This is a genomic window from Phyllobacterium calauticae, assembly GCF_019991125.1.
GTDB classification, from domain to species: Bacteria; Pseudomonadota; Alphaproteobacteria; order Rhizobiales; family Rhizobiaceae; genus Phyllobacterium; species Phyllobacterium calauticae.
This window is the reverse complement of the sequence record NZ_JAGENB010000001.1, coordinates 1,086,764-1,110,963: the sequence shown is the minus strand read 5'-3', so window position 1 is coordinate 1,110,963 and position 24,200 is coordinate 1,086,764. Positions and strand designations below refer to the sequence as shown.

Annotated in this window: 21 protein-coding genes; 13 read left to right on the top strand and 8 right to left on the bottom strand. The window is 60.9% G+C overall.

The window, feature by feature from the left end; genetic code table 11:
- The first annotated feature begins 158 nt into the window (after positions 1 to 158).
- A complete protein-coding gene (locus tag J1W56_RS05560; RefSeq protein WP_223612283.1) occupies positions 159 to 1,742 on the top strand; it encodes an FGGY-family carbohydrate kinase in 1,584 nt (527 codons plus the stop codon).
- A gap of 16 nt (positions 1,743 to 1,758) precedes the next feature.
- Here the strand turns inward: J1W56_RS05560 and polA are convergent, their stop codons facing one another.
- Together polA and J1W56_RS05550 are read right to left on the bottom strand one after the other, a co-directional pair.
- Positions 1,759 to 4,701 carry a DNA polymerase I gene (gene polA, locus J1W56_RS05555; protein ID WP_223612282.1) on the bottom strand — a complete coding sequence of 981 codons (2,943 nt, stop codon included), beginning with the start codon at positions 4,699 to 4,701 and terminating at the stop codon, positions 1,759 to 1,761.
- 114 nt (positions 4,702 to 4,815) lie between these two features.
- A complete protein-coding gene (locus J1W56_RS05550; RefSeq protein WP_223612281.1) occupies positions 4,816 to 5,421 on the bottom strand; it encodes a YdeI/OmpD-associated family protein in 606 nt (201 codons plus the stop codon).
- Between the two features lie 377 nt (positions 5,422 to 5,798).
- On the opposite strand from J1W56_RS05550, the gene J1W56_RS05545 reads away from it, so the two are divergent.
- Both J1W56_RS05545 and J1W56_RS05540 read left to right on the top strand, forming a co-directional pair.
- The gene (locus J1W56_RS05545) at positions 5,799 to 7,187 is read left to right on the top strand and encodes a M20/M25/M40 family metallo-hydrolase (RefSeq protein ID WP_226904566.1); all 1,389 of its coding nucleotides are present in this window, start codon (positions 5,799 to 5,801) and stop codon (positions 7,185 to 7,187) included.
- A 14-nt stretch (positions 7,188 to 7,201) separates the two neighbouring features.
- Positions 7,202 to 7,819: a ribonuclease D gene (locus J1W56_RS05540; protein WP_223612280.1), complete on the top strand. Its 618-nt coding sequence runs from the start codon at positions 7,202 to 7,204 to the stop codon at positions 7,817 to 7,819.
- A gap of 17 nt (positions 7,820 to 7,836) precedes the next feature.
- On the opposite strand, the gene J1W56_RS05535 is transcribed toward J1W56_RS05540, so the two are convergent.
- Positions 7,837 to 8,964, bottom strand: coding sequence for an acyltransferase family protein (locus J1W56_RS05535; RefSeq protein ID WP_223612279.1), 1,128 nt, complete (start codon positions 8,962 to 8,964; stop codon positions 7,837 to 7,839).
- On the opposite strand from J1W56_RS05535, the gene J1W56_RS05530 reads away from it, so the two are divergent.
- The gene (locus J1W56_RS05530) at positions 8,957 to 9,322 is read left to right on the top strand and encodes a hypothetical protein (protein WP_223612278.1); all 366 of its coding nucleotides are present in this window, start codon (positions 8,957 to 8,959) and stop codon (positions 9,320 to 9,322) included. The two genes, J1W56_RS05535 and J1W56_RS05530, sit on opposite strands and share 8 nt — an antisense overlap.
- An 8-nt stretch (positions 9,323 to 9,330) precedes the next feature.
- Here the strand turns inward: J1W56_RS05530 and J1W56_RS05525 are convergent, their stop codons facing one another.
- The gene (locus tag J1W56_RS05525) at positions 9,331 to 9,528 is read right to left on the bottom strand and encodes a hypothetical protein (protein ID WP_223612277.1); all 198 of its coding nucleotides are present in this window, start codon (positions 9,526 to 9,528) and stop codon (positions 9,331 to 9,333) included.
- 196 nt (positions 9,529 to 9,724) lie between these two features.
- On the opposite strand from J1W56_RS05525, the gene J1W56_RS05520 reads away from it, so the two are divergent.
- The 6 genes from J1W56_RS05520 (at position 9,725) to J1W56_RS05495 (ending at position 15,989) form a co-directional block, all read left to right on the top strand.
- On the top strand, positions 9,725 to 11,920 hold the full coding sequence (locus J1W56_RS05520) for a transglycosylase domain-containing protein (protein WP_223612276.1): 2,196 nt from the start codon (positions 9,725 to 9,727) through the stop codon (positions 11,918 to 11,920).
- Between the two features lie 193 nt (positions 11,921 to 12,113).
- Positions 12,114 to 12,959: a transporter substrate-binding domain-containing protein gene (locus tag J1W56_RS05515; protein ID WP_223612275.1), complete on the top strand. Its 846-nt coding sequence runs from the start codon at positions 12,114 to 12,116 to the stop codon at positions 12,957 to 12,959.
- Positions 12,960 to 13,026: 67 nt separating this feature from the next.
- Complete coding sequence (locus tag J1W56_RS05510; RefSeq protein ID WP_223612274.1) at positions 13,027 to 13,689, top strand: amino acid ABC transporter permease; 663 nt, start codon at positions 13,027 to 13,029, stop codon at positions 13,687 to 13,689.
- A 4-nt stretch (positions 13,690 to 13,693) separates the two neighbouring features.
- On the top strand, positions 13,694 to 14,356 hold the full coding sequence (locus tag J1W56_RS05505) for an amino acid ABC transporter permease (protein WP_223612273.1): 663 nt from the start codon (positions 13,694 to 13,696) through the stop codon (positions 14,354 to 14,356).
- A 12-nt stretch (positions 14,357 to 14,368) separates the two neighbouring features.
- Positions 14,369 to 15,139, top strand: a complete 771-nt coding sequence (locus J1W56_RS05500) for an amino acid ABC transporter ATP-binding protein (RefSeq protein WP_223612272.1) — start codon at positions 14,369 to 14,371, stop codon at positions 15,137 to 15,139.
- A 100-nt stretch (positions 15,140 to 15,239) separates the two neighbouring features.
- Positions 15,240 to 15,989 (top strand): SDR family NAD(P)-dependent oxidoreductase, encoded by a 750-nt coding sequence (locus tag J1W56_RS05495; protein WP_130268458.1) that lies wholly within the window; start codon positions 15,240 to 15,242, stop codon positions 15,987 to 15,989.
- A 27-nt stretch (positions 15,990 to 16,016) separates the two neighbouring features.
- Here the strand turns inward: J1W56_RS05495 and xylA are convergent, their stop codons facing one another.
- Genes xylA through J1W56_RS05480 form a run of 3 tightly spaced genes read right to left on the bottom strand, consistent with a single transcriptional unit; the run spans position 16,017 to position 20,047 of the window.
- Positions 16,017 to 17,327: a xylose isomerase gene (xylA, locus tag J1W56_RS05490; RefSeq protein WP_223612271.1), complete on the bottom strand. Its 1,311-nt coding sequence runs from the start codon at positions 17,325 to 17,327 to the stop codon at positions 16,017 to 16,019.
- Positions 17,324 to 18,778 carry a xylulokinase gene (gene xylB / locus J1W56_RS05485; RefSeq protein WP_223612270.1) on the bottom strand — a complete coding sequence of 485 codons (1,455 nt, stop codon included), beginning with the start codon at positions 18,776 to 18,778 and terminating at the stop codon, positions 17,324 to 17,326. The genes xylA and xylB overlap by 4 nt, the downstream gene beginning before the upstream one ends.
- 24 nt (positions 18,779 to 18,802) lie before the next feature.
- Positions 18,803 to 20,047, bottom strand: coding sequence for an ROK family transcriptional regulator (locus J1W56_RS05480; RefSeq protein ID WP_223612269.1), 1,245 nt, complete (start codon positions 20,045 to 20,047; stop codon positions 18,803 to 18,805).
- Between the two features lie 214 nt (positions 20,048 to 20,261).
- Between J1W56_RS05480 and xylF the strand changes: the two genes are divergently transcribed.
- From xylF to J1W56_RS05465, 3 genes are all read left to right on the top strand, one after another.
- Positions 20,262 to 21,302: a D-xylose ABC transporter substrate-binding protein gene (gene xylF, locus J1W56_RS05475; RefSeq protein ID WP_223612268.1), complete on the top strand. Its 1,041-nt coding sequence runs from the start codon at positions 20,262 to 20,264 to the stop codon at positions 21,300 to 21,302.
- An 86-nt stretch (positions 21,303 to 21,388) separates the two neighbouring features.
- A complete protein-coding gene (locus J1W56_RS05470) occupies positions 21,389 to 22,696 on the top strand; it encodes a sugar ABC transporter permease (protein ID WP_223612267.1) in 1,308 nt (435 codons plus the stop codon).
- A 13-nt stretch (positions 22,697 to 22,709) separates the two neighbouring features.
- Positions 22,710 to 23,489 (top strand): ATP-binding cassette domain-containing protein, encoded by a 780-nt coding sequence (locus J1W56_RS05465; RefSeq protein WP_223612266.1) that lies wholly within the window; start codon positions 22,710 to 22,712, stop codon positions 23,487 to 23,489.
- A gap of 76 nt (positions 23,490 to 23,565) precedes the next feature.
- Here J1W56_RS05465 and J1W56_RS05460 read toward each other — a convergent pair whose 3' ends face one another.
- Positions 23,566 to 24,144 carry a NifU family protein gene (locus J1W56_RS05460; protein ID WP_223612265.1) on the bottom strand — a complete coding sequence of 193 codons (579 nt, stop codon included), beginning with the start codon at positions 24,142 to 24,144 and terminating at the stop codon, positions 23,566 to 23,568.
- Positions 24,145 to 24,200 lie beyond the last annotated feature (56 nt).

The window sequence follows — 24,200 nt, the reverse complement described above, 5'->3', positions numbered from 1 at the left end:
AGATAGGCGAATGTCAAATTCAAAGTTCCACTAGAATCGTGTACTTGCTAGTGGTCCTTTGATTCTGATATTTGCCTGAATGGCTTGTATCAATGGGGTGCAAATATCAGAATCGGACCACTAGAGCGTTCCGGTTCACGACAAGCCGGAAGGTTCGAATGCCAGATTTTGTATGTGCTGTGGATGTGGGAACGGGAAGCGCCCGGGCGGGCATTCTTGATATCAAGGGGAATCTGTTGGGGCGGGTGGAACACCCGATCCTGATGAACCGCCCGCTGCCTGACCATGCCGAACATGATTCGGAAGACATCTGGAAGTCGGTCTGCATCGCGGTGCAGGGCGCGGTCGCGGCGTCCAAGGTCGATCCGTCCGATATCACCGGCATCAGTTTCGACGCCACCTGCTCGCTGGTTGTGCGCGACAGGGATGGCAAGCCGCTGACTGTCTCGACAGGCGGAGACAACCGCTGGGACACGATCGTCTGGCTGGATCACCGGGCGCTCGACGAATCGGATGAATGCACGGCAACGGGCCACGACGTCCTCAAATATCTCGGCGGGGTCATGTCGCCGGAAATGCAGACGCCAAAGCTGATGTGGCTCAAGAGGCATCTGCCCAACTCCTGGGACAAAGCCGGATATTTTTTCGACCTTGCCGATTTCCTCAGCTGGAAGGCGTCGGGATCGCTCGCACGGTCGCAATGCACGATCACCTGCAAATGGACCTATCTGGCCCACAAGGAACCGGGCTGGCAGAGCGATTATCTCCAAGAGGTCGGCATCGGCGATATGGTCGAGCGCGGCAGCCTGCCGGAGCGGGCAAGCCCGGTGGGGACCGATGTCGGGCCATTGACGCCGGAGGCTGCAAAGGCACTTGGCCTTACCACGCGCTGCCATGTGGGCGCGGGGCTGATCGATGCCTATGCCGGGGCGCTCGGCGTCCTCGGCGGCTTCGCCGGCGATCTCTCGCAGATCGACCGGCATCTGGCTTTGATTGCCGGGACCTCCAGCTGCCTGATGGCGCTGTCGCAGGAGCCGATTTCGTTCAACGGCGTGTGGGGACCCTATTACGGCGCCGCTTTGCCGGATTGCTGGCTGAGCGAGGGCGGACAGTCGGTTTCCGGCGCGCTTCTCGATCACGTCATCCGCTGGCACGGGGCTGCGGGCGAACCCAACGCCGCCCTGCACAAGAAGATCACCGACCGCGTCATGGAACTGCGGGAAAAGGAGGGGCTCGATCTGGCCGGCCGCCTGCATGTCCTGCCGGATTTTCATGGCAACCGCTCGCCGCTGGCTGACCCGCATGCGGTGGGCGTCATCAGCGGCCTGACGCTGGACGCCTCCTTTGACAGCCTGTGCCGCCTCTACTGGCGCACCTCCGTCGGTATTGCCCTTGGCGTTCGGCATGTCCTCGATGCGCTGAACGAGCGCGGCTACGCCATCGACACGATGCATGTGACGGGCGGGCACACCAAAAACCCGCTGCTGATGGAACTCTATGCCGATGCCACGGGCTGTACCGTCATCACGTCGGCTGCCGAAGATGCCGTGCTTCTCGGCACGGCGATGGTCGCGGCAACGGCGGCCGGGCTTTACCCGGATCTGCCCGCCGCCTGCATGGCGATGAAACAGGGCGGGCGCCCGCGCCAGCCCGAACCGAAGGCGCGCCAGCGCTTTGACCGGGATTACCGCATTTTCCTCGAAATGCATGCCCAGCGCAAAGTGCTGGATTCCATGCAGTAGGCCCCAGCTTCCGGTTCTAGTGCGCTTCGTCCCAATTGTGTGCGGCGCGCGCATCCACCTGCAGCGGCACGGACAGGGAAATCGCCGGCATCGCAGCATTGACCATGATGTCGCGAATGATCGGAATGGTCGCGTCGACTTCGCCTTCCGCGGTTTCAAAGATCAGTTCGTCGTGCACCTGCAGCAGCATGCGGGCCGAAAGCTTTGCCTCGTTGAGCGCCGGTTCCATGCGCACCATGGCGCGGCGGATGATGTCGGCGGCCGAACCCTGGATCGGCGCATTGATCGAGGCACGCTCGTTGAAGGCGCGAACCTGCGGATTGGATGAGCGGATTTCCGGATAATGCGCCCGGCGCCCGAAGATGGTTTCGACATAGCCGTTCTGCCGGGCAAAGGCCTTGGTCGCCTCCATATAGTCCTTGATGCCGGGAAAGCGCTCGAAATAGGTGCGGATATATTGCCCGGCTTCTTCGCGCGGAATTGACAGCTGGTTGGCAAGGCCAAACGCGGAAATGCCGTAGATGATGCCGAAGTTGATTGCCTTGGCGCGGCGGCGCACTTCCGAGGGCATGTCCTTGACCGGAACGCCGAACATTTCCGATGCGGTCATCGCATGAATGTCGATGCCATCGGCGAAGGCCTGGGTGAGCTGGGGAATCTCGGCGACATGCGCCAGGACCCGCAGCTCGATCTGGCTGTAGTCGGCGGAAATCAGCTTGTTGCCCGGCGCGGCGATGAAGGCCGTGCGGATCTTGCGGCCTTCGCTGGTGCGCACGGGAATGTTCTGCAGGTTCGGCTCCGACGAGGACAGCCGCCCCGTCGAGGTCGCGGCCATGGCATAGGACGTATGCACCCGCTTGGTATCGGGATGGATATAGCCGGGCAGGGCGTCCGTATAGGTGGATTTGAGCTTGGTCAGCTGGCGCCAGTCGACGATCTTGCGCGGCAGTTCATGCCCTTCCGCCGCAAGGTCTTCCAGCACCTGTGCCGATGTCGACCACTGCCCGGTCTTGGTCTTCGAACCGCCGGGAAGGCTCATCTTGCCGAACAGGATGTCGCCCAGCTGTTTGGGCGAGCCGATGTTGAGCTTTTCCCCGGCAAGCTGGTAAATCTCGTGCTCGATGGCGGCTGCCGCCTGCGCCAGATCGCCGGAAAGCCGCGACAGGATTTGCCGGTCGACGGAAATGCCGCGCTCTTCCATCCGCGCCAGCACGGCAACGAGCGGGCGCTCCAGCCGTTCATAGACCGAGACGAGCCCATCCTCGACCAGACGCGGCTTGAGCAGGCGCCACAGGCGCAGGGTGACATCCGCATCTTCGGCGGCATAGGCGGTGGCGCGGTCGATATCGACCATGTCGAATGTAACCGATGACTTACCGCTTCCGGCCACATCCTTGTAGGCGATGGGCGTGTGGCCCAGCCAGCGCTCGGATAGGGCATCCATGCCATGGGTGCCTTCACCCGCATCGAGCACGTAGGAGATCAGCATCGTATCGTCGAAGGGGTGCGGATCGATGCCGTAGCGGTGCATGACCAGCCAGTCATATTTCATGTTGTGTGCGATCTTGAGCACCGAACGGTCCTCGAGCAGTGGCTTCAATACGCGCAAGGCATCGTCGAGCGGAATCTGTCCTTCGACGGTGCCACCGCCGAGGAGATCGCCATTGCCGGACTTGTGGTTGAGCGGGACATAGGCGGCGTGCCCCGGCCGGATGGCCAGGGAAAAGCCGACCAGCTCGGTCTGCATCGGATCGAGCGAGGTGGTTTCCGTGTCGAACGCCACCAGTCCGGCTTCGGTCGCCTCGTCTATCCAGAGTTGCAGCGTGGCAAGATCGCGGATGCAGGTATAGGCTGTTGTGTCGATCTTCGAAGCCAGCGCTTCGTCACCGCGCGCCTTGATCAGGTCGGCGGGCAGCATTGCGCCGTTCTCCGCTTTGTTCGGACGGGCCGCGGCCGGTGCAGCCGGCGCAGACGCGCCGGCGGTTTCGCCAGGGATTTCAACGTCGGGTCCGTGCGCCTCGGCGACGGTGTCCACCGCGACCTCAGATGGTTCGACGGCGGCGGCATCGATGCCCGTCGCTTCGGCGGCGCGCCGGGTGAGGGAGGTGAACTCCATGGCCTTGAGGAAGGCGACCAGCTTCGGTCCATCCTGCGGCTCAAGCCCGAATTCATCGAGCCCGACATCGATGGGGGTGTCGGTCTTCAGGGTGACCAGCTGGCGTGAGATAAGCGCCTGTTCGCTGAATGCAATGATGTTCTCGCGGCGTTTCTGCTGTTTGATTTCGCCAGCGCGGGACAGCAGCGTATCGAGATCGCCGAACTCTTCCAGAAGCTGGGCAGCGGTCTTCGGCCCGATGCCGGGAATGCCGGGAACATTGTCGGTGGAATCGCCGGTCAATGCCTGCAGGTCGATCATCTTTTCCGGCGGCACACCCCATTTCTCGACGACGTCGGGAATGCCGATCTGCTTGTCCTTCATGCTGTCATACATCGACACCAGCGGGGTGACGAGCTGCATCAGGTCCTTGTCGGAGGAGATGATGGTGACTTCCGCGCCGACAGCTTCCGCCATCCGCGCATAGGTGGCGATCAGATCGTCCGCCTCGTAGCCTTCCTTTTCGATGCAGGGAAGGTTGAAGGCCTTGGTGGCCTGGCGGATCAGGCCGAACTGCGGAATGAGGTCTTCCGGCGGGGCCGAGCGGTTTGCCTTGTATTCCGGGTAGATTTCCTTGCGGAAGGTGTTCGACGAATAGTCGAAAATGACGGCGAAATGCGTCGGCGTCACCCGGACCGAGGTGTCCCTGGCTTCCCGCAGCAGCTTCCACAGCATGTTGCAGAAACCCGACACGGCGCCCACCGGCAGGCCATCCGATTTGCGGGTGAGGGGCGGCAGCGCATGATAGGCCCGGAAGATATAGCCGGAGCCGTCGACGAGAAAGAGATGATCACCTTTTTTCATGGTGCCTACGATTAAATGATCATCCCGCAAAAGGAAATGATCTGTCTTTCCCATGCACCGAAAGATCGCGGGATAGCCGACTCCTCCTGACAAAATCCGCCGGGCCGCCGCAGCTTATCGGGAAGGTTTGGCCTTCTGCGGATGGATGGTTTCGCCGCGCGCCAGCATGGCAACGAATTTTTCGATGCGCTGCAGGCGTGTCTCGGGTTTCTTGGCATCGTTGACGCGGTAGATGATGGCGTAGCGGTTCGCGCTGCTCAATGTCCCGAACATCTGCTTTGCCTCGGCATTCACGTCGAGGGCTGCCTGCAGATCGTCGGGTATCGTGGCCTTGCCTTGCGAAAGATACGCCTTGTCCCAGCGTCCATCGGCCTTGGCCCGTTCGATTTCCGCAAGGCCGGAGGGTGTGATGCGATCCTGTTCGATCAGCTCGAGGGCGCGCTTGCGATTGATGTCGGACCAGCCGCTTGCAGCCTTGCGCGGCGTGAAGCGGATGAGCCAGTGGTCTTCATCGAATGCATCGATCTGGCCGTCGATCCAGCCGTGGCAGAGCGCACCATCGATCGCATCCTGTTTGGACAGGCTTTTGATCCGCGCGGTCTTCTTGGAAAATTTGAGCCATGCGCCCGGCGATGCCGCATGATTGGCGGCCAGCCACGCCTCCCAGTCCGCGCCTGCCGGAAAGAACAGAACCGGCAATTCTGTCGTTGCTTTCGCCATGGAATTCGCCTCCGCTCACGACAGCTTTATGCCGGATCAGACGGGTCTTGAACATATCACTTATGCATCACGCGTTTGTTACAAAGATGTAATGTTCCGTGCCCTTGAATTGCCATGGTTTGAGGCCCAAATCCTAGCTGTCGACGATAGATCGATGTCCGGGATTTAAGGCTCGTCCCCCGCCTGCCCCGGACTTGCGGTGACCTCATCCCCCCTCTCCGGGTCGCCGCATCTGAGTGTAGTGATCTGGTCGCCTGTGGTCCCCCCGCCACGGCGGCCATTTCTTTTCCGGCTCCACTTTTTTCTGCCGCGTTCCTGAAAATGGGCTAAGAAGAACTCCCTTCACGAATCCCGGTCCAACAAATTCAGGAATTACCATGTCAGCGCTTGAACCTGTCTTGAACGCCCTTGATGCCAATCTGGATAAAAGTCTGGAGCGGCTGTTCGAACTGTTGAAGATCAAGTCCATCTCGACCGATCCGGCATTCAAGGCCGAATGCCGCAAGGCTGCCGAGTGGCTGGTCGCCGATCTGAAGACCATCGGTTTCGACGCCAGCGTGCGCGACACGCCGGGGCATCCGATGGTTGTGGCGCATCATGAAGGGCCAAGCGCCGATGCACCCCATGTCCTTTTTTACGGTCACTATGACGTGCAGCCGGTTGATCCGCTCGAACTGTGGGAAAACGATCCCTTTGCCCCTGCCATCAAGGATATGGGCGATGGCCGCAAGATTCTGACCGGCCGCGGCACGGCCGATGACAAGGGCCAGCTGATGACCTTCGTCGAAGCCTGCCGCGCCTACAAGGACGTGCATGGCCAGCTGCCGGTCAAGATTTCCATCCTGTTTGAAGGAGAAGAAGAGTCGGGATCGCCGTCGCTGAAGCCTTTCCTCAATGCCTGCAAGGACGAGCTCAAGGCCGACTTCGCCCTCGTGTGCGATACCGGAATGTGGGACAGGCAGACCCCGGCGATTTCCGTCGGCCTGCGCGGGCTGGTCGGCGAGGAAATCGTCGTCAAGGCTGCCGATCGCGACCTGCACTCCGGTTCCTTCGGCGGTGCGGCGGCAAACCCGATCCACATTCTCACGAAGATTCTCGCCGACCTGCACGACGAAACCGGTGCCGTGACCATTCCCGGCTTCTATGACGGTGTCGAGGAAACCCCGACGCAGATCCTGCAGACCTGGAACGGACTCGGCTGCACGCCGGAAAACTTCCTCGGCCCCATCGGCCTTTCCATTCCCTCGGGTGAAAAAGGCCGTTCCATCCTGGAACTGGTCTGGGCGCGCCCGACCGCCGAGATCAACGGCGTGATCGGCGGTTATACCGGACAGGGCTTCAAGACTGTCATTGCCGCGCAGGCATCGGCCAAAGTGTCGTTCCGCCTCGTGCACAAGCAGAACCCCGCCAAGATCCGCGAAGCCTTCCGCGCCTTTGTGCGCGAGCGCGTCCCTGCCGACTGCTCGGTGGAGTTCCATGAGCATGGCGGCTCGCCCGCCATCCAGCTGTCCTATGACTCGCCGCTGCTGGCCAAGGCCAAGACTGCCTTGAGCGACGAATGGCCGAAGCCTGCCGTGCTGATCGCCATGGGCGGATCGATCCCGATTGTCGGCGATTTCCAGAACATGCTGGGCATGGAATCGCTGCTCGTCGGCTTCGGGCTTGAGGACGACCGCATCCATTCCCCCAACGAAAAATACGAGCTGAATTCCTTCCACAAGGGCCAGCGTTCCTGGGCACGCATTCTTGACGTGCTGACGAAATAAACCGGAGAGATTTGATGACCATCCGCTTTCACCGCAATGATCTGCCCGACCTTGCAAACTATCAGGTCAATGCCGTTGCCATTGATACGGAGACGCTGGGGCTGAACCCCCATCGCGACCGGCTGTGTGTTGTGCAGATTTCACCCGGTGACGGCTCGGCTGATGTCATCCAGATCGACAAGGGGCAGACATCTGCCCCCAATCTGGTGAAACTTCTTGGTGATGCCGCCATCACCAAGATTTTCCATTTCGGCCGGTTTGATCTTGCCGTGCTCTATCACGCCTTCGGTGTGATGCCGCAGCCGGTCTTCTGCACCAAGATCGCCTCGCGCCTGACCCGCACCTACACGGACCGGCATGGCCTGAAGGAGATTTGCAGCGAATTGCTGGATATCAACCTGTCCAAGCAGCAGCAGTCGTCGGACTGGGCGGCGCCGGAACTGTCGCAGGCTCAGCTGGAATATGCGGCATCCGACGTTCTCTACCTGCACCGGCTGAGCGCCATCCTGATCGAGCGCCTGAAGCGTGACGGACGGGCGGAAGAGGCTGCCGCCTGCTTCCAGTTCCTGCCGACGCGGTCCAAGCTCGATCTGATGGGCTGGGACGAACAGGATATTTTCGCCCACAGTTAAACGGAAAACGGCTCCTGCTATTCTGCAGAAGCCAGCGCGCCCCTGCCTTGCGGCGTGGGCGCGCGGTCGATATGCGCCCATTGCGGCCGTTTGAACAGGAACCGGCCATAGCCGATCCATTGCACCAGCCCATAAAGGATCACCGGCCCCAGGACGCCGCAGACGACGGTCAGGAGCGAAATCGTGCCGATATCGGTGATGACGCCGGACTTGAGCAGGATGGTTCGCGCCACCGCCATGGGCAGGAAGAAGGCCAGGTAGACAACAATGGAATGGGCGCCGAGCCAGCGCAAAGCACGCACAAGCCATTGTGCAACGGGTACCGAGCCCAGTCGCGCCAGCAGCGCAGAGACCGAAACAATGGCCAATGCCCCGGCAAAACCGGCAAGCAGCGAAATGATGGGCACATTGCTCCAGCCGCCGAGCCCGCCGGATGTATAGGCCTCCAGCGGTATCCAGGCGGCAAAGGGTTGCGATGCCGGGTGAAACACCAGCCAGCCATTGGCGAGCGCCCATACGCCGAGGATGGCAAGGGCGGTGAGTGGCCGCTGCCGCAGCCATTGCGCCAGATCGAAAATGACGGGTGCAAAGGCGTAGCCGGCAAAGAAGAAGACATAGCGGCTGCAGAATTCGTCGAGGACCAGCCATCCCGTATGGATGGGGACGGTTTCAAGCGCGGCGGCAATGGCGAGGATGATCCAGACATTGACGGATCTGACGAGGCGCGTGACGACAAAGAACACCGGCAGCAGATAGATGAACCACAGGGTGCCGAAGGGCTGGACGAGGGCAAGGAGATAGGCGCCGACAGCGCCGCCGGGGCCGCTGTCGGCGATAATGCCCGGCGCCTTGAACAGGAACTGGATCGTCAACCACAGCAGGTAGAAATAGGCGAAATGGATGATCTTGCGGTCGGCATAGCGCAGCCATGGCCGGTCGATCACCAGTCCGAGGAACAGGCCCGAGATCAGGAAGAAGTCCGGCATGCGGAATGGCTGGGCAAAGGACACGACCGGATGCATCCAGCCGCGGGCGCCGGCATCGTCCTCGACACCAAGCACCGAGTGCATCATGACGACAAAGATGATGCAGATACCCTTGGCGATGTCGACCCAATCGACACGTGTTTTTTCGCCCGTGCTCATCGTTGTTTTTGTTCCCCCGCGTTTTACTCTCTTTGATACGCGATATTTCAAAACGGGAAGTAAAATTCAGGTGATGCGCGCAGAAATGACGGTCGGATCACGTGTTCGAAGGGCCGATTGCCCCGGAAAGACCCGGTTGCTGCATCCGGATACAAAAATGCCGGGCAGAAGCCCGGCGAATTGTGAACGCAAATGCGTCCAGAGGGGAACACGCAACGAGCGAAAAATGGGAGGAGAACCGCTCGTTACGCACCACCAAAATATGCCTGCCGCGTTTAATTTTCAAGGGCGCAAGAATAATAATCTTTTCGCGCGCCAAGATTTGACAGAAAACGACAGCGGCGCTGCGGCGGCCTGAACGCGGTTTCAGTTGACGGCGGCACCCGCCGGGGTGGGCGCGCCGGTCGCGTCGAGAGGCTCCTTGCACGTCCCGTGACCGCGCAGCTGGCAGCCGCCGAGGCGATACTGTGCTTCGGATTCGGGCGAGGGATTCAGTCTGGCAATGGCACCGCCACCGCAACCGCCGAGGATGATCGCAGCGCAGGCAAGGACCACAAATCGCATTTTCCACTCCATTCCTAATGAGCGGGAAGCTAACGGTCCGGCGCGGATTTCTCAAGCGCGAACCGAACCGTTCGCCTTCACGCATGCTCAGTTTGATGCCATCGGCCGAATTTAACCGCACCTTAAATCGCCGCATTTACCCTGCAACGCGTCGCGAAGGATTTTGCGGCACCGATTGGGGCGGGTATTTCAGTCAATGGCACCACGTGACAAGGGCAGGCAGCGCATCGAGCCGGGGTTCAGTTCGGACCGCCGTTCCGATGACGATGACATGCGCGCCGACCCGGAGGACAGACCCGTGCGAAGCCAGAAGCGCCGGACCTCATCGCGCAAACCCGCCAAGTCAAGGCGCGGCCGCTCCAGCCGCCGGCAGGGTGGCGGTTTCCTGGGTCTCATCCGCCGCACCATCTACTGGTCGTTTGTCCTGTGCATCTGGGGCGGTATCGCCGTCGCGGGCACGGTGATCTATTTCGCCGCCAAGATGCCGCAGACCACCACCTGGACGATCCCCGACCGCCCGCCCAACGTGAAGATTGTTTCGGTCGAAGGCGACCTCATCGCCAATCGCGGCGCCACCGGCGGCGAGGCGATTGGCCTGCACCAGATGTCGCCCTACCTGCCGCAGGCGGTGGTGGCGATCGAAGACCGCCGCTTCTATTCGCATTTTGGTGTCGACCCCGTCGGCTTCGTCCGCGCCATGGCGACCAATGTGATCTCGGGGCGCCTGGTGCAGGGCGGTTCGACCATCACGCAGCAGCTGGCGAAGAACCTGTTCCTGACGCCCGACCGCACGCTGGAGCGCAAGGTTCAGGAAGTCCTGCTCGCCCTCTGGCTGGAGCACAAATACTCCAAGGACCAGATTCTGGAGATGTATCTGAACCGGGTTTATCTCGGTTCGGGTTCCTATGGCGTGGCCGCGGCCTCGCGGCGCTACTTCAACAAATCGGCGCACGACGTCAACCTGTCGGAAGCGGCTGTCATTGCCGGCCTGCTCAAGGCGCCTTCGCGCCTGTCGCCGGCGCGCGATCCGAAAGCCGCCGTCGAGCGTTCGCAGCTGGTGCTGGCGGCCATGCGCGACCAGGGCATGATCGGTGACAAGGAGCTGACCGTTGCCATGAAGCAGCCGGCGACCCGAGCTGCGGCCTATTGGAGTGGCTCCGAGCATTATGTCGCCGACCGGGTGATGGAGGAATTGCCCGAGCTTATCGGCGATGTCCGTGCAGATGTGGTTGTCGACACCACCGTCGATCTCGGCCTGCAGAAGCTGGGAGAAGCCTCGATCCGCGATCTGATCCAGAAGAACGGCGACCGGCTCAATGTTTCGCAGGGCGCGCTGGTCTCCATCGATGGCACCGGTGCGGTGCGGGCGCTGGTGGGCGGCTATGACTATGCCAACAGCCAGTTCGACCGCGCCAGCGAAGCCAAGCGCCAGCCCGGCTCGACCTTCAAGCCTTTCGTGTATCTCTCCGCATTGGAGCAGGGGCGCACGCCGGAATCGGTGCGCAACGATGCGCCCATCCGGATCGGCAACTGGACGCCCGGCAACTACAACGGCAAATATTTCGGCAAGGTGACGCTGGCGGAGGCGCTGGCCCGGTCGCTCAATTCGGTATCCGCCCAATTGGTCATGGAAGTCGGCCCCAGCACCGTTGTCGATACGGCGCATCGCCTGGGGATCGTTTCGACCCTCAACGCCAATGCCTCACTGGCGCTTGGGACCTCGGAAGTCACGCTGCTCGAACTCACCGATTCCTTCGTGCCCTTTGCCAATGACGGCTACAAGGCGCCCGTCCATCTGGTCCGCCGCGTCACCACGCATGAGGGCAAGGTGCTGTATGAATTCAAGAATCCCAAGCAGGAGCGGGTGATCAGCGAGCGCAATGTCGGCATGATGAATGCCATGCTGCGCCAGACCGTCGAAAGCGGCACGGCGACCAAAGCCAAATTCGGCTGGCCCGCTGCGGGCAAGACCGGCACCAGCCAGAATTTCCGCGATGCCTGGTTCATCGGCTACACCTCGAACCTGACCACGGGCGTGTGGTTCGGCAATGATGACGGCAAGCCGACCAAGAAGGTCACCGGCGGCGCACTGCCCGCGCTGGCCTGGAAGGAATTCATGGTCGCCGCGCACAAGGGCGTGCCCGTGGCTGAGCTTCCCGGCAATTACCGCGTCAATGAAACCGTCATCGACGGCAACGATGCCTTGCCCGGCGCGGATGTTCCGGCGGCCGAAGGTGTGCCATCGGCCCAGCTCAATCCGGGCGGGCCGGTTCCGCCGGTGGGGCTGGACGATCAAACCGGATCGACCCATCCGACGCCGCCGGTCGGCGTGGGCGGCAATGGCCAGAAGCCGCGCAAGACCACGCTCTTCGACCTGATCATGGGCAACTGACCGGCAAGCCGTCCGGTCCGTGCTTCCCTACGCTCGCATACAGCTTCTGAAAACCCCCTGACGCGGCGATTCCAAATGTCGCTTGACAAGTCGCGACTCTTGTCCTCGTATTATGAAAATCCATTATTAGATATTCTATTCCATAGTAATGGATTAAAACATAATATTCGCTTGACGGATAGGGGAACGAAAAATGTCTAAAGTATTTTACGCGACGGTCGCTGTGGCCGCGCTGCTCGCATTGCCGTTCAATCAGGCTTTCGCGCAGGACAACAAGAGCAAGCTCGATGAGGTGCTGGCCCGCGGCCATCTGGTTGTCGGCACCGGCAGCACCAATGCGCCATGGCACTTCAAAGGCGCTGACGACACGCTGCAGGGCTTCGATATCGACATGGGTCATATCATCGCCAAGGCGCTGTTCAGCGATCCCAGCAAGGTCGAGTTCGTCAACCAGTCTTCCGATGCCCGCATTCCCAATATCACCACGAACAAGGTGGATATTACCTGCCAGTTCATGACGGTCACGGGAGAGAGGGCACAGCAGATCGCCTTCACCATACCGTACTACCGGGAAGGTGTCGGGCTGATGCTGAAGGCTGACAGCAAGTATGCCGACTACGCCGCGCTCAAGGCGGCGGGTTCTTCGGTGACAATCTCGGTGCTGCAGAATGTCTATGCCGAATCGATGGTGCATGCGGCCCTGCCTGGCGCCAAGGTCGACCAGTATGAATCGGTCGATCTGATCTATCAGGCGCTGGAATCCGGCCGTGCCGATGCGGTCGCCACGGATCAGTCGTCGCTTGCCTGGTACATGACCCAGAACAAGGATCGCTACAAGGATGCCGGCTACGGCTGGAATCCGCAGACCTATGCCTGCGGTGTCAAGCGCGGCGATCAGGATTGGCTGAACTTCGTCAACACGGCGCTGCATGAGGCGATGACCGGTGTCGAGTTCGATACCTATGCGAAATCGTTCAAGACCTGGTTCGGCAAGGACCTGACGCCGCCGCAGATCGGCTTCCCCGTCGAATACAAGTAGTCAACCGGCGGCTCCAGGGTCGTCTGGAGCCGTTTCTCCTTGTCTTGCGATAACGGGGACGTTGTTCATGGGCTATACGCTGAATTTTGCTGCCGTCTGGCGCAGCTTCGATGACCTGCTGTTGGGGCTGGCGCTCAGCCTTGCCCTGGCCTTCGGCTCCATCCTCATCGGCGCCGTCATCGGGTTGTGCACGGCTTTTGGTCTGATATCCAAAAACGGCCTGATAAAGCGTCCGGCCGGGGTCTACGTCTCCATCATCCGCAACACGCCGATCCTCGTGCTTGTGCTGTTCACCTATTTCGCGCTGCCCCAGTGGGGTTTGCGCCTGGGCAAGATCGAAAGCTTCGTCTTCACGCTCGCCCTCTATTCCGGTGCCTATCTGGCGGAGGTGTTTCGCGCCGGACTGCTGTCGATCCCCGCCGGCCTGCGCGAGGCCGGCCTCGCCATCGGCCTGACGGAAATGCAGATACGCACGTCGATCATCGCGCCGCTGATGTTTCGCAATATCCTGCCGTCGCTCGGCAGCACGATCATCTCGCTGTTCAAGGACACCTCGCTGGCCGCGGCCATCGCCGTGCCGGAACTGACGTTCGAAACGCGCAAGATCAATGTCGAAACCTTTCGCGTCATCGAGACATGGATGGTGGCAAGCTGCCTCTATGTCTTTACCTGTTCGATCCTGGCCGCACTGATGCGCATCGTCGAACGCCGTCTGGCCTTGCCGAGGTGATGTGATGGATATTGTTCATTTCGCGGATGTTCTCTGGCTGGCGCGCTGGCCGATCCTCAAGGGTATCGGCGTCACCCTGTCGATTTCGCTGCTGGCGATCTGCTGCGGCACGGTGCTCGGGGTTGGTGTTGGTCTGGCGCTGACCTATGCCAGGGCACCGCTGCGCTGGATCGTGCGCGGCTACACGGATTTCATCCGCGGCACACCGGTCCTCGTGCTGGTTCTCGCCAGCTATTACGTGCTCGGCACCATCGGCCTCGACCTCGGGCCGTTCCAGGCAGGCATTCTCGCGCTCGCCGTGTTCTGCAGTTCGCATGTGGGGGAGATTGTCCGGGGCGCGCTGCAATCCATACCTAAGGGGCAGACGGAAGCCGCCAAGGCCATCGGCCTGACCTTTCCGCAGACCTTCGCCTATGTGCTCGGTCCGCAGGCGCTGCGCCAGGTGCTGCCAGCCTGGGTCAACACCGCCGCTGAAATGGTCAAGGCATCGACCCTCTTGTCGATTATCGGCGTGGCCGAATTGCTGCTGCGCACGCAGGAACTGATTTCCAGAACCTTCATGAGCCTCGAATTCTATTTCTTCGCCGGCTTCCTGTATTTCGTCATCAACTATGCCATCGAACGTTTCGGCCGCTACGTCGAACGCAAGATGGCGGTTCCGTCCTAAGGGGATTCCGGGATGCCAGACAATCTTCTTGAAATCCGCAACCTGCACAAGAGCTATGGCGAGGTGGAAGTCCTCAAAGGCGTCGACTGCAGCATGAAGCAGGGCGATGTCGTCAGCATCATCGGGTCGAGCGGCTCCGGCAAGACCACCATGCTGCGCTGCATCAACATGCTGGAAGAATTCCAGGGCGGGTCGATCAGCATAGACGGTCAGGAGATCGGCTATGAGATGGTCGGCGGCCAGCGCCGGCGCAAGAAGGAGAAGGAAATCGCCCGCCAGCGCGCCCTGACCGGCATGGCTTTCCAGCAGTTCAACCTGTTCCCGCATATGAGTGCCGTGCACAATGTCATGCTTGGCCTGGTCAAGGTGAAGAAGCTGGACAGGGACGAGGCGCGCACCATTGCGCTGAAATGGCTGGATCGTGTCGGCCTGCTCGCCCGTGCTGATCATTTTCCCGGGCAATTGTCCGGCGGCCAGCAGCAGCGTGTCGCCATCGCCCGCGCCATTGCCATGAATCCCCGGTTGATGCTGTTCGATGAAGTCACCTCGGCACTCGATCCGGAACTGGTGAACGAGGTGCTGCAGGTGATCAAGACACTGGCGCAGGACGGCATGAGCATGCTGCTTGTCACCCACGAGATGCGCTTTGCCTACGAGGTCTCCAACCGGGTGATCTTCATGAACCAGGGGCTTATCGGCGAGGAAGGCAACCCGCGCGACATGTTCCACAAGCCGCAGAGCGAGCGCCTGGCCGAGTTTTTGAAGACGTCGAGTTTTTCCTGAACTTCGCGATGTTTGTTCGCAGGCACACGTCAAAATACCGGCGTGCACAGTTCCCTTTGGGCGGCGCTTGCTCTATGGCTCATGCAAACGGAGTTTTCCCATGAGCAGCGATGAAGCACGCAAAGTCCTCGTCTTGACTGGCGCAAGCCGTGGCATCGGCCACGCCACGGTCAAGCGGTTTTCCCGCGCCGGCTGGCGCGTCATCACCTGCTCGCGGCAGGATTTTTCCGATGATTGTCCCTGGCCTGCTGGTCCCGACGATCATATCAAGGTGGATCTCGCCGATCCCGCCGATGTGGATCATGCCGTCCTGGAAATTCGCCAGAGGCTGGAGATCGAAGGCGGCAAGCTGCATGCCCTGATCAACAATGCCGGTATCTCGCCCAAGAATCCGGGCGGTGACCGGCTGGATTCGATCGAGACCCCCATGCACACATGGTCGACCGTGTTTCAGGTGAATTTCTTCGCACCCATCATGCTGGCGCGCGGCCTGTTCAAGGAGCTGGAAGCGGGCAAGGGTTCGATTGTCAACGTCACCTCCATCGCCGGAAGCCGCGTGCATCCCTTTGCCGGAACGGCCTATGCGACATCGAAGGCTGCGCTGGCATCCCTGACGCGGGAAATGGCCTCGGATTTCGGCCCGCACGGCATTCGCGTCAACGCGATCGCGCCGGGCGAGATCGATACGGCGATCCTGTCGCCGGGCACCGATAAGCTGGTGGAACAGCTGCCGCTGCGCCGTCTCGGCAAGACCGCTGAGGTTGCCGAGACGATCTATTTCCTGTGCTCCGAGGCATCGTCCTATGTGACCGGATCGGAAATCCACATCAATGGCGGCCAGCACGTCTGATGCTTGAAGGGGGGTAAAAACACTCCCTCAAACGTAGCGGTTGACCACGTTCTCCAGATATTCCTGGCGGCCGGAGCGCGGCTGCGGCTGGATTTTCTTGTCCTCGACATGCTTGGCGATATCCTCAAGCGACAGCTTGCCCGACAGCATGGCCTGTGCGTCAGGCTTGGCCCAGCCCGCATAGCGCTCCTCGACAAACCCGGTGAGGGCCTTGTCCTCGACCATTTTCGCCGCTGCCTTGAGGCCGCGGGCGCAGGTATCCATGCCGCCGATATGCGCGATCAGCAGGTCCTGCGGATCGAGCGACTGGCGGCGCAGTTTGGAGTCGAAATTGGTGCCGCCCGTGGTGAAACCGCCGGCTTTGAGGATTTCATAATAGGCCAGCGCCACCTCGGGCACGTTGTTGGGGAACTGATCCGTATCCCAGCCCGACTGGTAATCATTGCGGTTCATGTCGATGGAGCCGAAGATGCCGAGCGCCGCAGCGGTTGCCAGTTCATGTTCGAAGGAGTGGCCGGCAAGAATGGCGTGGCCCTGTTCGAGATTGACCTTGACCTCGTTCTCCAGACCAAAGCGCTTGAGGAAGCCATAGACTGTCGCCGCATCGTAGTCGTACTGGTGCTTGGTCGGCTCCTGCGGCTTCGGCTCGATGAGGATCGCGCCCTTGAAGCCGATCTTGTGCTTGTAGTCGACGACGAGGCTGAGGAACCGGCCCATCTGGTCGAGTTCGCGCTTCATGTCGGTGTTGAGCAGGGTCTCGTAGCCTTCGCGGCCGCCCCAGAGCACGTAGTTTTCGCCCTTCAGCTTCTGCGTGACGTCGATACAGGTTTTCACCGTTGCTGCCGCATAGGCGAAGACATCGGGATCGGGATTGGTGGCTGCACCGGCCATGTAGCGCCGGTTGGAGAAAAGATTGGCGGTGCCCCAGAGCAGCTTGGTGCCGGTCTTTTCCATCTTGCCCGCAAAATAATCTGCAATCTCGTAGAGGCGCTTGTTGCTTTCGGCGAGAGTCTCGCCTTCCGGACGGACGTCGGCGTCGTGGAAGCAGAAATACGGTGCGCCCAGCAGCGAGAACATCTCGAAAGCCACGTCGGCTTTCAGCTTCGCACCCTGCATCGTGTCATTGAACCACGGACGTTCGAAGGTCTGGCCGCCGAAGGGATCGCCGCCCGGCCAGGTGAAGGAATGCCAGTAGGCGACCGCAAAGCGCAGATGGTCTTCCATGCGCTTGCCATTGATCAGCTCTTCGGGATTGTAAAAACGATAGGCAAGCGGATTGGTGCTGTCCGGCCCCTCATATTTGACTGGTTTGATGTCACCAAAAAATCCGCTGCTCATGATTGAACTCCCTTTAATGCTGGATAGAGGTTGTGGTAGCGCCGGTAGGCGATGTCGAAATCGGCGGTGAGACCCTTGTCGGGCTCGATGGTCTTTTCCGTTGCGGGCTGTGTGCAGATGGCACGCGGATCGGCCTTTTCCGCTGCGATGAGGCCAAGCCGTGCGGCACCGAAGGCTGCGCCGAAATCCCCGTCGGCAGGCACGTCGACGGGAATGTCGAGCGCCGTGGCAATGGTTTTCAGCCAGTAGGCGGACCGCGAACCGCCGCCGACGGCGGTCACCCGGTCAAGCCTGGTGCCTGCACTGGCAAGCGCATGCAGGCAATCGCGGAAGGCAAAGGCGACGCCCTCAAGCACTGCCTGTGTCAGGCTCGCCCGGTCGCTGGCATGTTCCAACCCCTGGAATGAGCCACGGATGGCGGAATCGTTGTGCGGGGTGCGTTCCCCGGAGAGATAGGGCAGGAAGGTCACGCCGGAAGGGGCTCGTAAATTGTCACCCAATTCGTCGGTCAGTTCCGCCGGCTTGCGCGCGGTGATGCCGGCATACCAGTTGAGCGCATCGGTGGCCGAGAGGATCACGCCCATCTGGTGCCACGTGTCGGGGATGGCATGGCAGAAAGTGTGAACGGCACTGGCCGGGTTGGGCAGATAGGCATTGTTGGCGGCAAACAGCACGCCGGATGTACCGAGCGAGACGAAGGCATGGCCTTCAGCCACGGTGCCCATGCCGCAGGCGGAAGCGGCATTGTCCCCGGCGCCGCCGGCAACAACCACCCCGTTGCCCATGCCCCAACGCGTGGCCAGACTGGCTTTCAGCGTGCCGGAAACCTCGGTTCCCTCGACGAGGGATGGCATGTGGCTCCTGTCGAGTCCGGATGCACCGAGCAGCTCGTCCGACCAGGCGCGTTTGCCGACATCGAGCCAGGAGGTTCCCGCCGCATCGGACATTTCGGAGACGTGTTCGCCGGTCAGCCAGAGCCGCAGATAATCCTTCGGCAGCAGCACCCGCCGCAGTTTTGCGAAAATCTCCGGCTCGTTGTTCTTCACCCACATCACTTTCGGTGCGGTAAAGCCGGGAAAAACAATGTTGCCGCTGAGCGCGCGAAAGATCGGGTTGCCGTCGAGTTCGGCTGCTTCCGCATGGCTGCGCGTGTCGTTCCACAGCATGCAGGGCCGGAGCACGCTGTCGTTGCCGTCAAGCAGCGTTGCACCGTGCATCTGGCCGGACAGGCCGATGCCTTTCACAGCAGCCAATTCTTTGGGATGACTGGCCTTCAGCGCGGCAATGGCATCTTCCGTTGCGCTGATCCAGTGCGCCGGGTCCTGCTCGGACCAACCGGAATGCGGCCGTGAAACATCCAGTGTTCCTGTGCCGGAGCCAATGACGGATTGCTTGTCGTCAATCAACAGCGCCTTGACGCCGGATGTGCCTAAATCGAGACCGAGATACATGGAGGATCCTTTGAAATGTGGAGGCTAGATCGCCCGCCGCAGCGGTGCTTCACGCAGATCGCCGGGGGCGAAAAGCTGGGTATCGAGATGCAGCAGGGACGTCATCATGCAGCCCTGCAGGATGAGCGGATGCTCGTCGGGATAGCAGCGGATGGTCAGGTCAGGCTTGCCGCCCCAGCCGGTCGTGCCGGATACGATTTCCCGCAGGTCCGCCTCGATGAGGTCGAAGACACCGGCGCCGGGCCCGACAAGCGCGATGGGCACGGGATCGATCAGCGAGAAAAGACTGCGCAGGCCGGAGCCGATGGCTTGTCCCGCCTTGCGGAATGCCGCCCGCTCCGCACCGTCGCGGCTGCGGGCACGATCGGCCACGGCATTGAAGGAAGCGGCATCGACATCCTGGGCCGGCTGGGCCTGTTCGTCCTCGCCCGCTGTCCGGCGCAGGATGGCATAATCACTGGCATAGGCCTCGATGCAGCCGTGGCGGCCGCAGCGGCACAGCGCGCCGTTGGGGACATGCAGCATATGGCCGAATTCGGCACCCGAAGACTGGACGCCGAGAAACGGCTTGCCCTTGAGATAAAGGCCCATGCCGATGCCGTGCGACAGGAGGATGGCGGCAAAGTCTTCGGCGTAATGTTCCGGATCGGTCCAGCGCAGCGCCTCGGCAATCATGCTGCAATCATTGGCAACCGCAACGCTGACGCCGTAGCGCGCGGAAAGGATTTCGCCGAAAGCCACATTGATGTCGGGCGTGATCGGCGACCAGAGCATGGTCGCGCTGGCGGCATCGGTGACACCCTGCACGCCCATGGAGATATGCATGAGCCTGCCCGCGCTGCCCGGCATGGCAGCGAGCAGGCCGTCAAGCATTTCGCAGATCGCCCGGGTCAGGTCGCCGGCGCTCGCATCGAGCGTCGGGATACGGCGGATTTCCTGCGCGATCACCTGTCCCTTGTAGTCGAACAGCACGGTGTGGGCGAGGTTGAGCGCCAGTTCAACCGTGGCGATCGTCGCGATTTCCGGGTTGAGCGTCAGGGCCACCTGCGGGCGGCCGCGGCGATTGGCCGTGACATCGCCGTCGCGGCTTTCGTTGACAATGCCTTCGGCGATGAGGGCCGTGGTGATGGCTGAAACCGTCGATGCGCTGAGGCCGGTCTGGGCCACGATATCGGTGCGCGAGAGGAGATCATGGCCGCGCAATGCGGCCAGGACGAGCCTGCGATTCTGACGCCGGACATCGTCCGGCCGGGCTATCTCATCTACCAACGAACGATCTCCTCCCGAAATCTTTTTTTGATGCGATGCAAAAATATTGTTGCAACGCAATAACTTAGCAGATCAGATTCTATGTTGACATGGAAATGAAATTAAGTCACTATTTTTTTCGAGCCTCGAAATAAAGAGGTTTGGGTGACTGGCCGGAGGTGAAAGGCCTGACATCCGACGGGATCAACGTGCCATGTGCACTGGGAGGATTATCATGAAAAAATACGCAACCGCTCTGGCGGGTGTTGCTCTTGCCGTTTCTTTGGCCGGCCCTGCGCTGGCGAAAGACAAGATCATTGGCGTGTCCTGGTCCAACTTTCAGGAAGAGCGCTGGAAGACAGATGAAGCTGCCATCAAGAAAGCGCTTGAAGCCAATGGCGACAAGTATATTTCGGCCGATGCCCAGTCTTCCGCTTCCAAGCAGCTCACCGACGTTGAAAGCCTGATCGCCCAGGGCGCCAATGCCCTGATCATCCTTGCGCAGGATTCGAGCGCAATCGGACCAGCTGTTGAAAAGGCGGTCGCTGAAGGTATTCCCGTCGTCGGCTATGATCGCCTGATCGAAAACAAGGATGCGTTCTACATCACCTTCGACAACAAGGAAGTCGGCCGCATGCAGGCGCGCGGTGTCCTGGCTGTGAAGCCGGAAGGCAATTACGCCTTCATCAAGGGCAGTTCGGCCGATCCGAACGCTGATTTCCTCTTCTCCGGCGCGCAGGAAGTTTTGAAGGACGCCATCGCGTCCGGCAAGATCAAGAATGTCGGCGAAGCCTATACGGACGGCTGGCTGCCGGCCAATGCCCAGAAGAACATGGAACAGTTCCTGACCAAGAACGACAACAAGATCGATGCTGTCGTTGCGGCCAATGACGGCACTGCCGGCGGCGCCATCGCTGCCCTGCAGGCCCAGGGGCTTGCCGGTACGGTGCCCGTATCCGGTCAGGATGCGGATTTCGCCGCCCTGAACCGCATTGCGCTCGGTACCCAGACCGTTTCGGTCTGGAAAGACTCGCGTGAACTGGGCAAGGAAGCAGCCGGTATCGCTGCGGCACTCGCCGACGGCAAGAAGATGGGCGACATTCCGCATGTGCAGAAGTTTGCCGGCGGTGCGAACAAGGTTGAAGTCAATGCCGTGTTCCTGACGCCCGTTCCGATCACCAAGGACAACCTCAACGTCATTATCGACGCGGGTTGGGTGAAGAAGGATGTTGTCTGCCAGGGCGTCAAGGCCGGTTCGGTCGCAGCCTGCAAGTAAGTCCTGAATAATCTGCTAATATTGAGCGCCGCTGGTCCACTGGATCGGCGGCGTTTTAAAAAGAACCTGAAACTGGGGAGAGACAAATGAGTGATCCGGCAGTCAGTATTGACCGGGCCCGCGCCTCCGAACTTGGCCTTACCGCCCGCTTCTTCAAAGCCACCGAACTTGATACCCGGCTTCTGGGTATGATCGGTGCGCTGGTTGTCATCTGGATCGCTTTCCAGGTTCTCTCCGGCGGCCAGTTCCTTACACCGCGCAACCTGTGGAATCTTTCCGTGCAGACGTCATCCGTTGCCGTGATGGCGACCGGCATGGTGCTGATCATCGTGACGCGCAATATCGACCTGTCGGTCGGTTCGCTGCTGGGTTTCATCGGCATGATCATGGGCGTCATGCAGACGGAAATGCTGCCGAAACTCATCGGCTTCGAACATCCCGCCACCTGGATCATCACGCTTGGCATTGGCATTGTCGCCGGTGCCGTCATCGGCGGCTTTCAGGGCTTCATCATCGCCTTCCTCGGGGTTCCTGCCTTCATCGTGACGCTCGGCGGCCTGCTCGTCTGGCGCGGCGCCGCCTGGTGGGTCACGTCGGGCCGTACGGTCGCACCGATGGACTCGACCTTCCGCCTGATGGGCGGTGGCCCGGAAGGTTCCATCGGCTCCATGTGGAGCTGGATTCTCGGCATCGCCGCCTGCGTCGCCATCGTGATCATGGTGGCCAACAGCCGCCGGCAGCGCCAGCGTTTCAATTTTCCGCGCCGTCCCGTCTGGGCCGAAGTGTTCATGGCTGCCATCAGTTGCGGTCTGGTGCTCGGAGCCGTCTCGATTGCCAATGCCTATTACTGGCCCATCGGCATCGTGCGCAAATATGCCGATGCCAACAACATTACCATTCCCGACGGCGGCCTGTTCATCTCGCATGGCATTGCCATACCGGTGCTGATTGCCGTGGCAACCGGGATCATCATGACATTCGTGACCACGCGCACGCGCTTCGGCCGCTATGTCTTCGCCATGGGCGGCAATCCCGAAGCTGCCGATCTGGCCGGTATCAACACGCGCTGGGTCACCATGAAGATCTTCATCATCATGGGCATTCTCTGCGCCATCGCCGGTGCGATCTCGACCGCGCGCCTCAACGCGGCAACCAATGCCCAGGGCACGCTGGACGAGCTTCTGACCATTGCCGCCGCCGTGATTGGCGGAACGTCGCTGGCCGGCGGCGTCGGCACCATCGCCGGTGCGATGATCGGCGCGCTGCTCATGCAGTCGCTGAGCTCGGGCATGGTGCTTCTCGGCCTCGATACGCCGCTGCAGAACATTGTTGTCGGTATCGTTCTGGTGATCGCCGTCTGGCTCGACACCATCTATCGCCGCCGTACCGCGTGAGGGAGGAAAGATCATGAGCACTGCACAGACACCTCTCATCGACATGGACAATATCTCGATCGCATTCGGCGGTATCCGCGCGGTCGACGGTGCGTCCGTCAATCTCTATCCGGGCGAAGTGGTGGCCCTGCTCGGCCACAACGGCGCCGGCAAATCGACGCTGATCAAGATCCTGTCCGGTGCCTACAAACGCGACAGCGGCACGATCAAGGTCAATGGCGAGGAAGCCTCGATCGGCAATCCGCGCGATGCCAAGGCCTACGGCATCGAGACGATCTATCAGACGCTGGCCCTGGCCGACAATGTCGACACGGCGGCCAATCTCTATCTCGGGCGTGAACTGATGACGCCGTGGGGCACGCTCGATGACGTGGCCATGGAGCACAGCGCGCGCGAGGTGATGGGGCGGCTCAATCCGCGCTTCCAGCGCTTCAAGGATCCGGTCAAGGCCCTGTCCGGCGGGCAGCGGCAGTCCGTCGCCATTGCCCGGGCGATCCTGTTCAATGCCCGCATCCTGATCATGGACGAGCCGACGGCGGCGCTGGGCCCGCAGGAAACCGCGCAGGTGGGCGAACTGATCAAGCAACTGAAGAGCGAAGGCATCGGCATCTTCCTGATCAGCCACGACATCCACGATGTCTTTCATCTCGCGGACCGGGTGGCTGTCATGAAAAACGGCCAGGTGGTCGGCACCGCCAAGGTGGGGGATGTCACCGAAGATGAAGTGCTCGGGATGATCATTCTCGGCAAATGCCCGCCCGGTGCCATACCCGGACCCGGCGCCGTGAACTGACAATTGCAACCGCTATTGGTGAACAATGAAAAGGCCGCATCAAGCGGCCTTTTCATTATCAATATCTGGAAGCGCCTTAGATCGCTTCGACCTGCTGAACTTCCGGCACGAAATGCTTCAGGAGGTTCTGGATGCCATGCTTTAACGTTGCTGTAGACGACGGGCAGCCGGAGCAGGCGCCCTTCATGTGCAGGTAAACCGTGCCGTTCTCAAAACCGCGGAAAGTGATATCGCCGCCATCCTGCGCAACGGCAGGGCGCACGCGGGTCTCCAGCAGTTCCTTGATCGTGTCGACGATCTCGGTGTCGGCCGTGTCGAAAAACTCGCCGTCGCCTTCCAGCTGGGCTGTGGCGGCGACCGATGTCGCGCTCGCCATGACAGGCGCGCCGGACATGAAGTGTTCCATGATCGCGCCGAGGATGGCCGGCTTCAGATGCTGCCATTCCGGGCCTTCGGCCTTGGTGACGGTGACGAAATCATAGCCGAAGAACACGCCCGTCACGCCGGGAACGGCAAAAATCTTGGCGGCGAGCAGCGAGGCTTCCGAAGCGGTTGCCGCATCGCGGAAATCTGCCGTGCCTTCCTCAAGCACAACCTTGCCAGGCAGGAATTTCAAGGTCGCCGGGTTGGGCGTTGCTTCGGTCTGGATGAACATGGCGGATATCTCGCGTGTCTAGTTTAGAACGGTTCAAAGGCATATAGGCCTTTCGG

Coding starts and splice junctions, on each gene's coding strand:
- J1W56_RS05525 (WP_223612277.1), bottom strand. CDS start 9,528: ATGCGATTTGTGGTCCTTGCCTGCGCTGCGATCATCCTCGGCGGTTGC.
- J1W56_RS05545 (WP_226904566.1), top strand. CDS start 5,799: ATGTCAGCGCTTGAACCTGTCTTGAACGCCCTTGATGCCAATCTGGAT.
- J1W56_RS05550 (WP_223612281.1), bottom strand. CDS start 5,421: ATGGCGAAAGCAACGACAGAATTGCCGGTTCTGTTCTTTCCGGCAGGC.
- J1W56_RS05515 (WP_223612275.1), top strand. CDS start 12,114: ATGTCTAAAGTATTTTACGCGACGGTCGCTGTGGCCGCGCTGCTCGCA.
- polA (WP_223612282.1), bottom strand. CDS start 4,701: ATGAAAAAAGGTGATCATCTCTTTCTCGTCGACGGCTCCGGCTATATC.
- xylB (WP_223612270.1), bottom strand. CDS start 18,778: ATGTATCTCGGTCTCGATTTAGGCACATCCGGCGTCAAGGCGCTGTTG.
- J1W56_RS05460 (WP_223612265.1), bottom strand. CDS start 24,144: ATGTTCATCCAGACCGAAGCAACGCCCAACCCGGCGACCTTGAAATTC.
- J1W56_RS05535 (WP_223612279.1), bottom strand. CDS start 8,964: ATGAGCACGGGCGAAAAAACACGTGTCGATTGGGTCGACATCGCCAAG.
- J1W56_RS05495 (WP_130268458.1), top strand. CDS start 15,240: ATGAGCAGCGATGAAGCACGCAAAGTCCTCGTCTTGACTGGCGCAAGC.
- J1W56_RS05520 (WP_223612276.1), top strand. CDS start 9,725: ATGGCACCACGTGACAAGGGCAGGCAGCGCATCGAGCCGGGGTTCAGT.
- xylA (WP_223612271.1), bottom strand. CDS start 17,327: ATGAGCAGCGGATTTTTTGGTGACATCAAACCAGTCAAATATGAGGGG.
- xylF (WP_223612268.1), top strand. CDS start 20,262: ATGAAAAAATACGCAACCGCTCTGGCGGGTGTTGCTCTTGCCGTTTCT.
- J1W56_RS05500 (WP_223612272.1), top strand. CDS start 14,369: ATGCCAGACAATCTTCTTGAAATCCGCAACCTGCACAAGAGCTATGGC.
- J1W56_RS05540 (WP_223612280.1), top strand. CDS start 7,202: ATGACCATCCGCTTTCACCGCAATGATCTGCCCGACCTTGCAAACTAT.
- J1W56_RS05505 (WP_223612273.1), top strand. CDS start 13,694: ATGGATATTGTTCATTTCGCGGATGTTCTCTGGCTGGCGCGCTGGCCG.
- J1W56_RS05560 (WP_223612283.1), top strand. CDS start 159: ATGCCAGATTTTGTATGTGCTGTGGATGTGGGAACGGGAAGCGCCCGG.
- J1W56_RS05465 (WP_223612266.1), top strand. CDS start 22,710: ATGAGCACTGCACAGACACCTCTCATCGACATGGACAATATCTCGATC.
- J1W56_RS05470 (WP_223612267.1), top strand. CDS start 21,389: ATGAGTGATCCGGCAGTCAGTATTGACCGGGCCCGCGCCTCCGAACTT.
- J1W56_RS05510 (WP_223612274.1), top strand. CDS start 13,027: ATGGGCTATACGCTGAATTTTGCTGCCGTCTGGCGCAGCTTCGATGAC.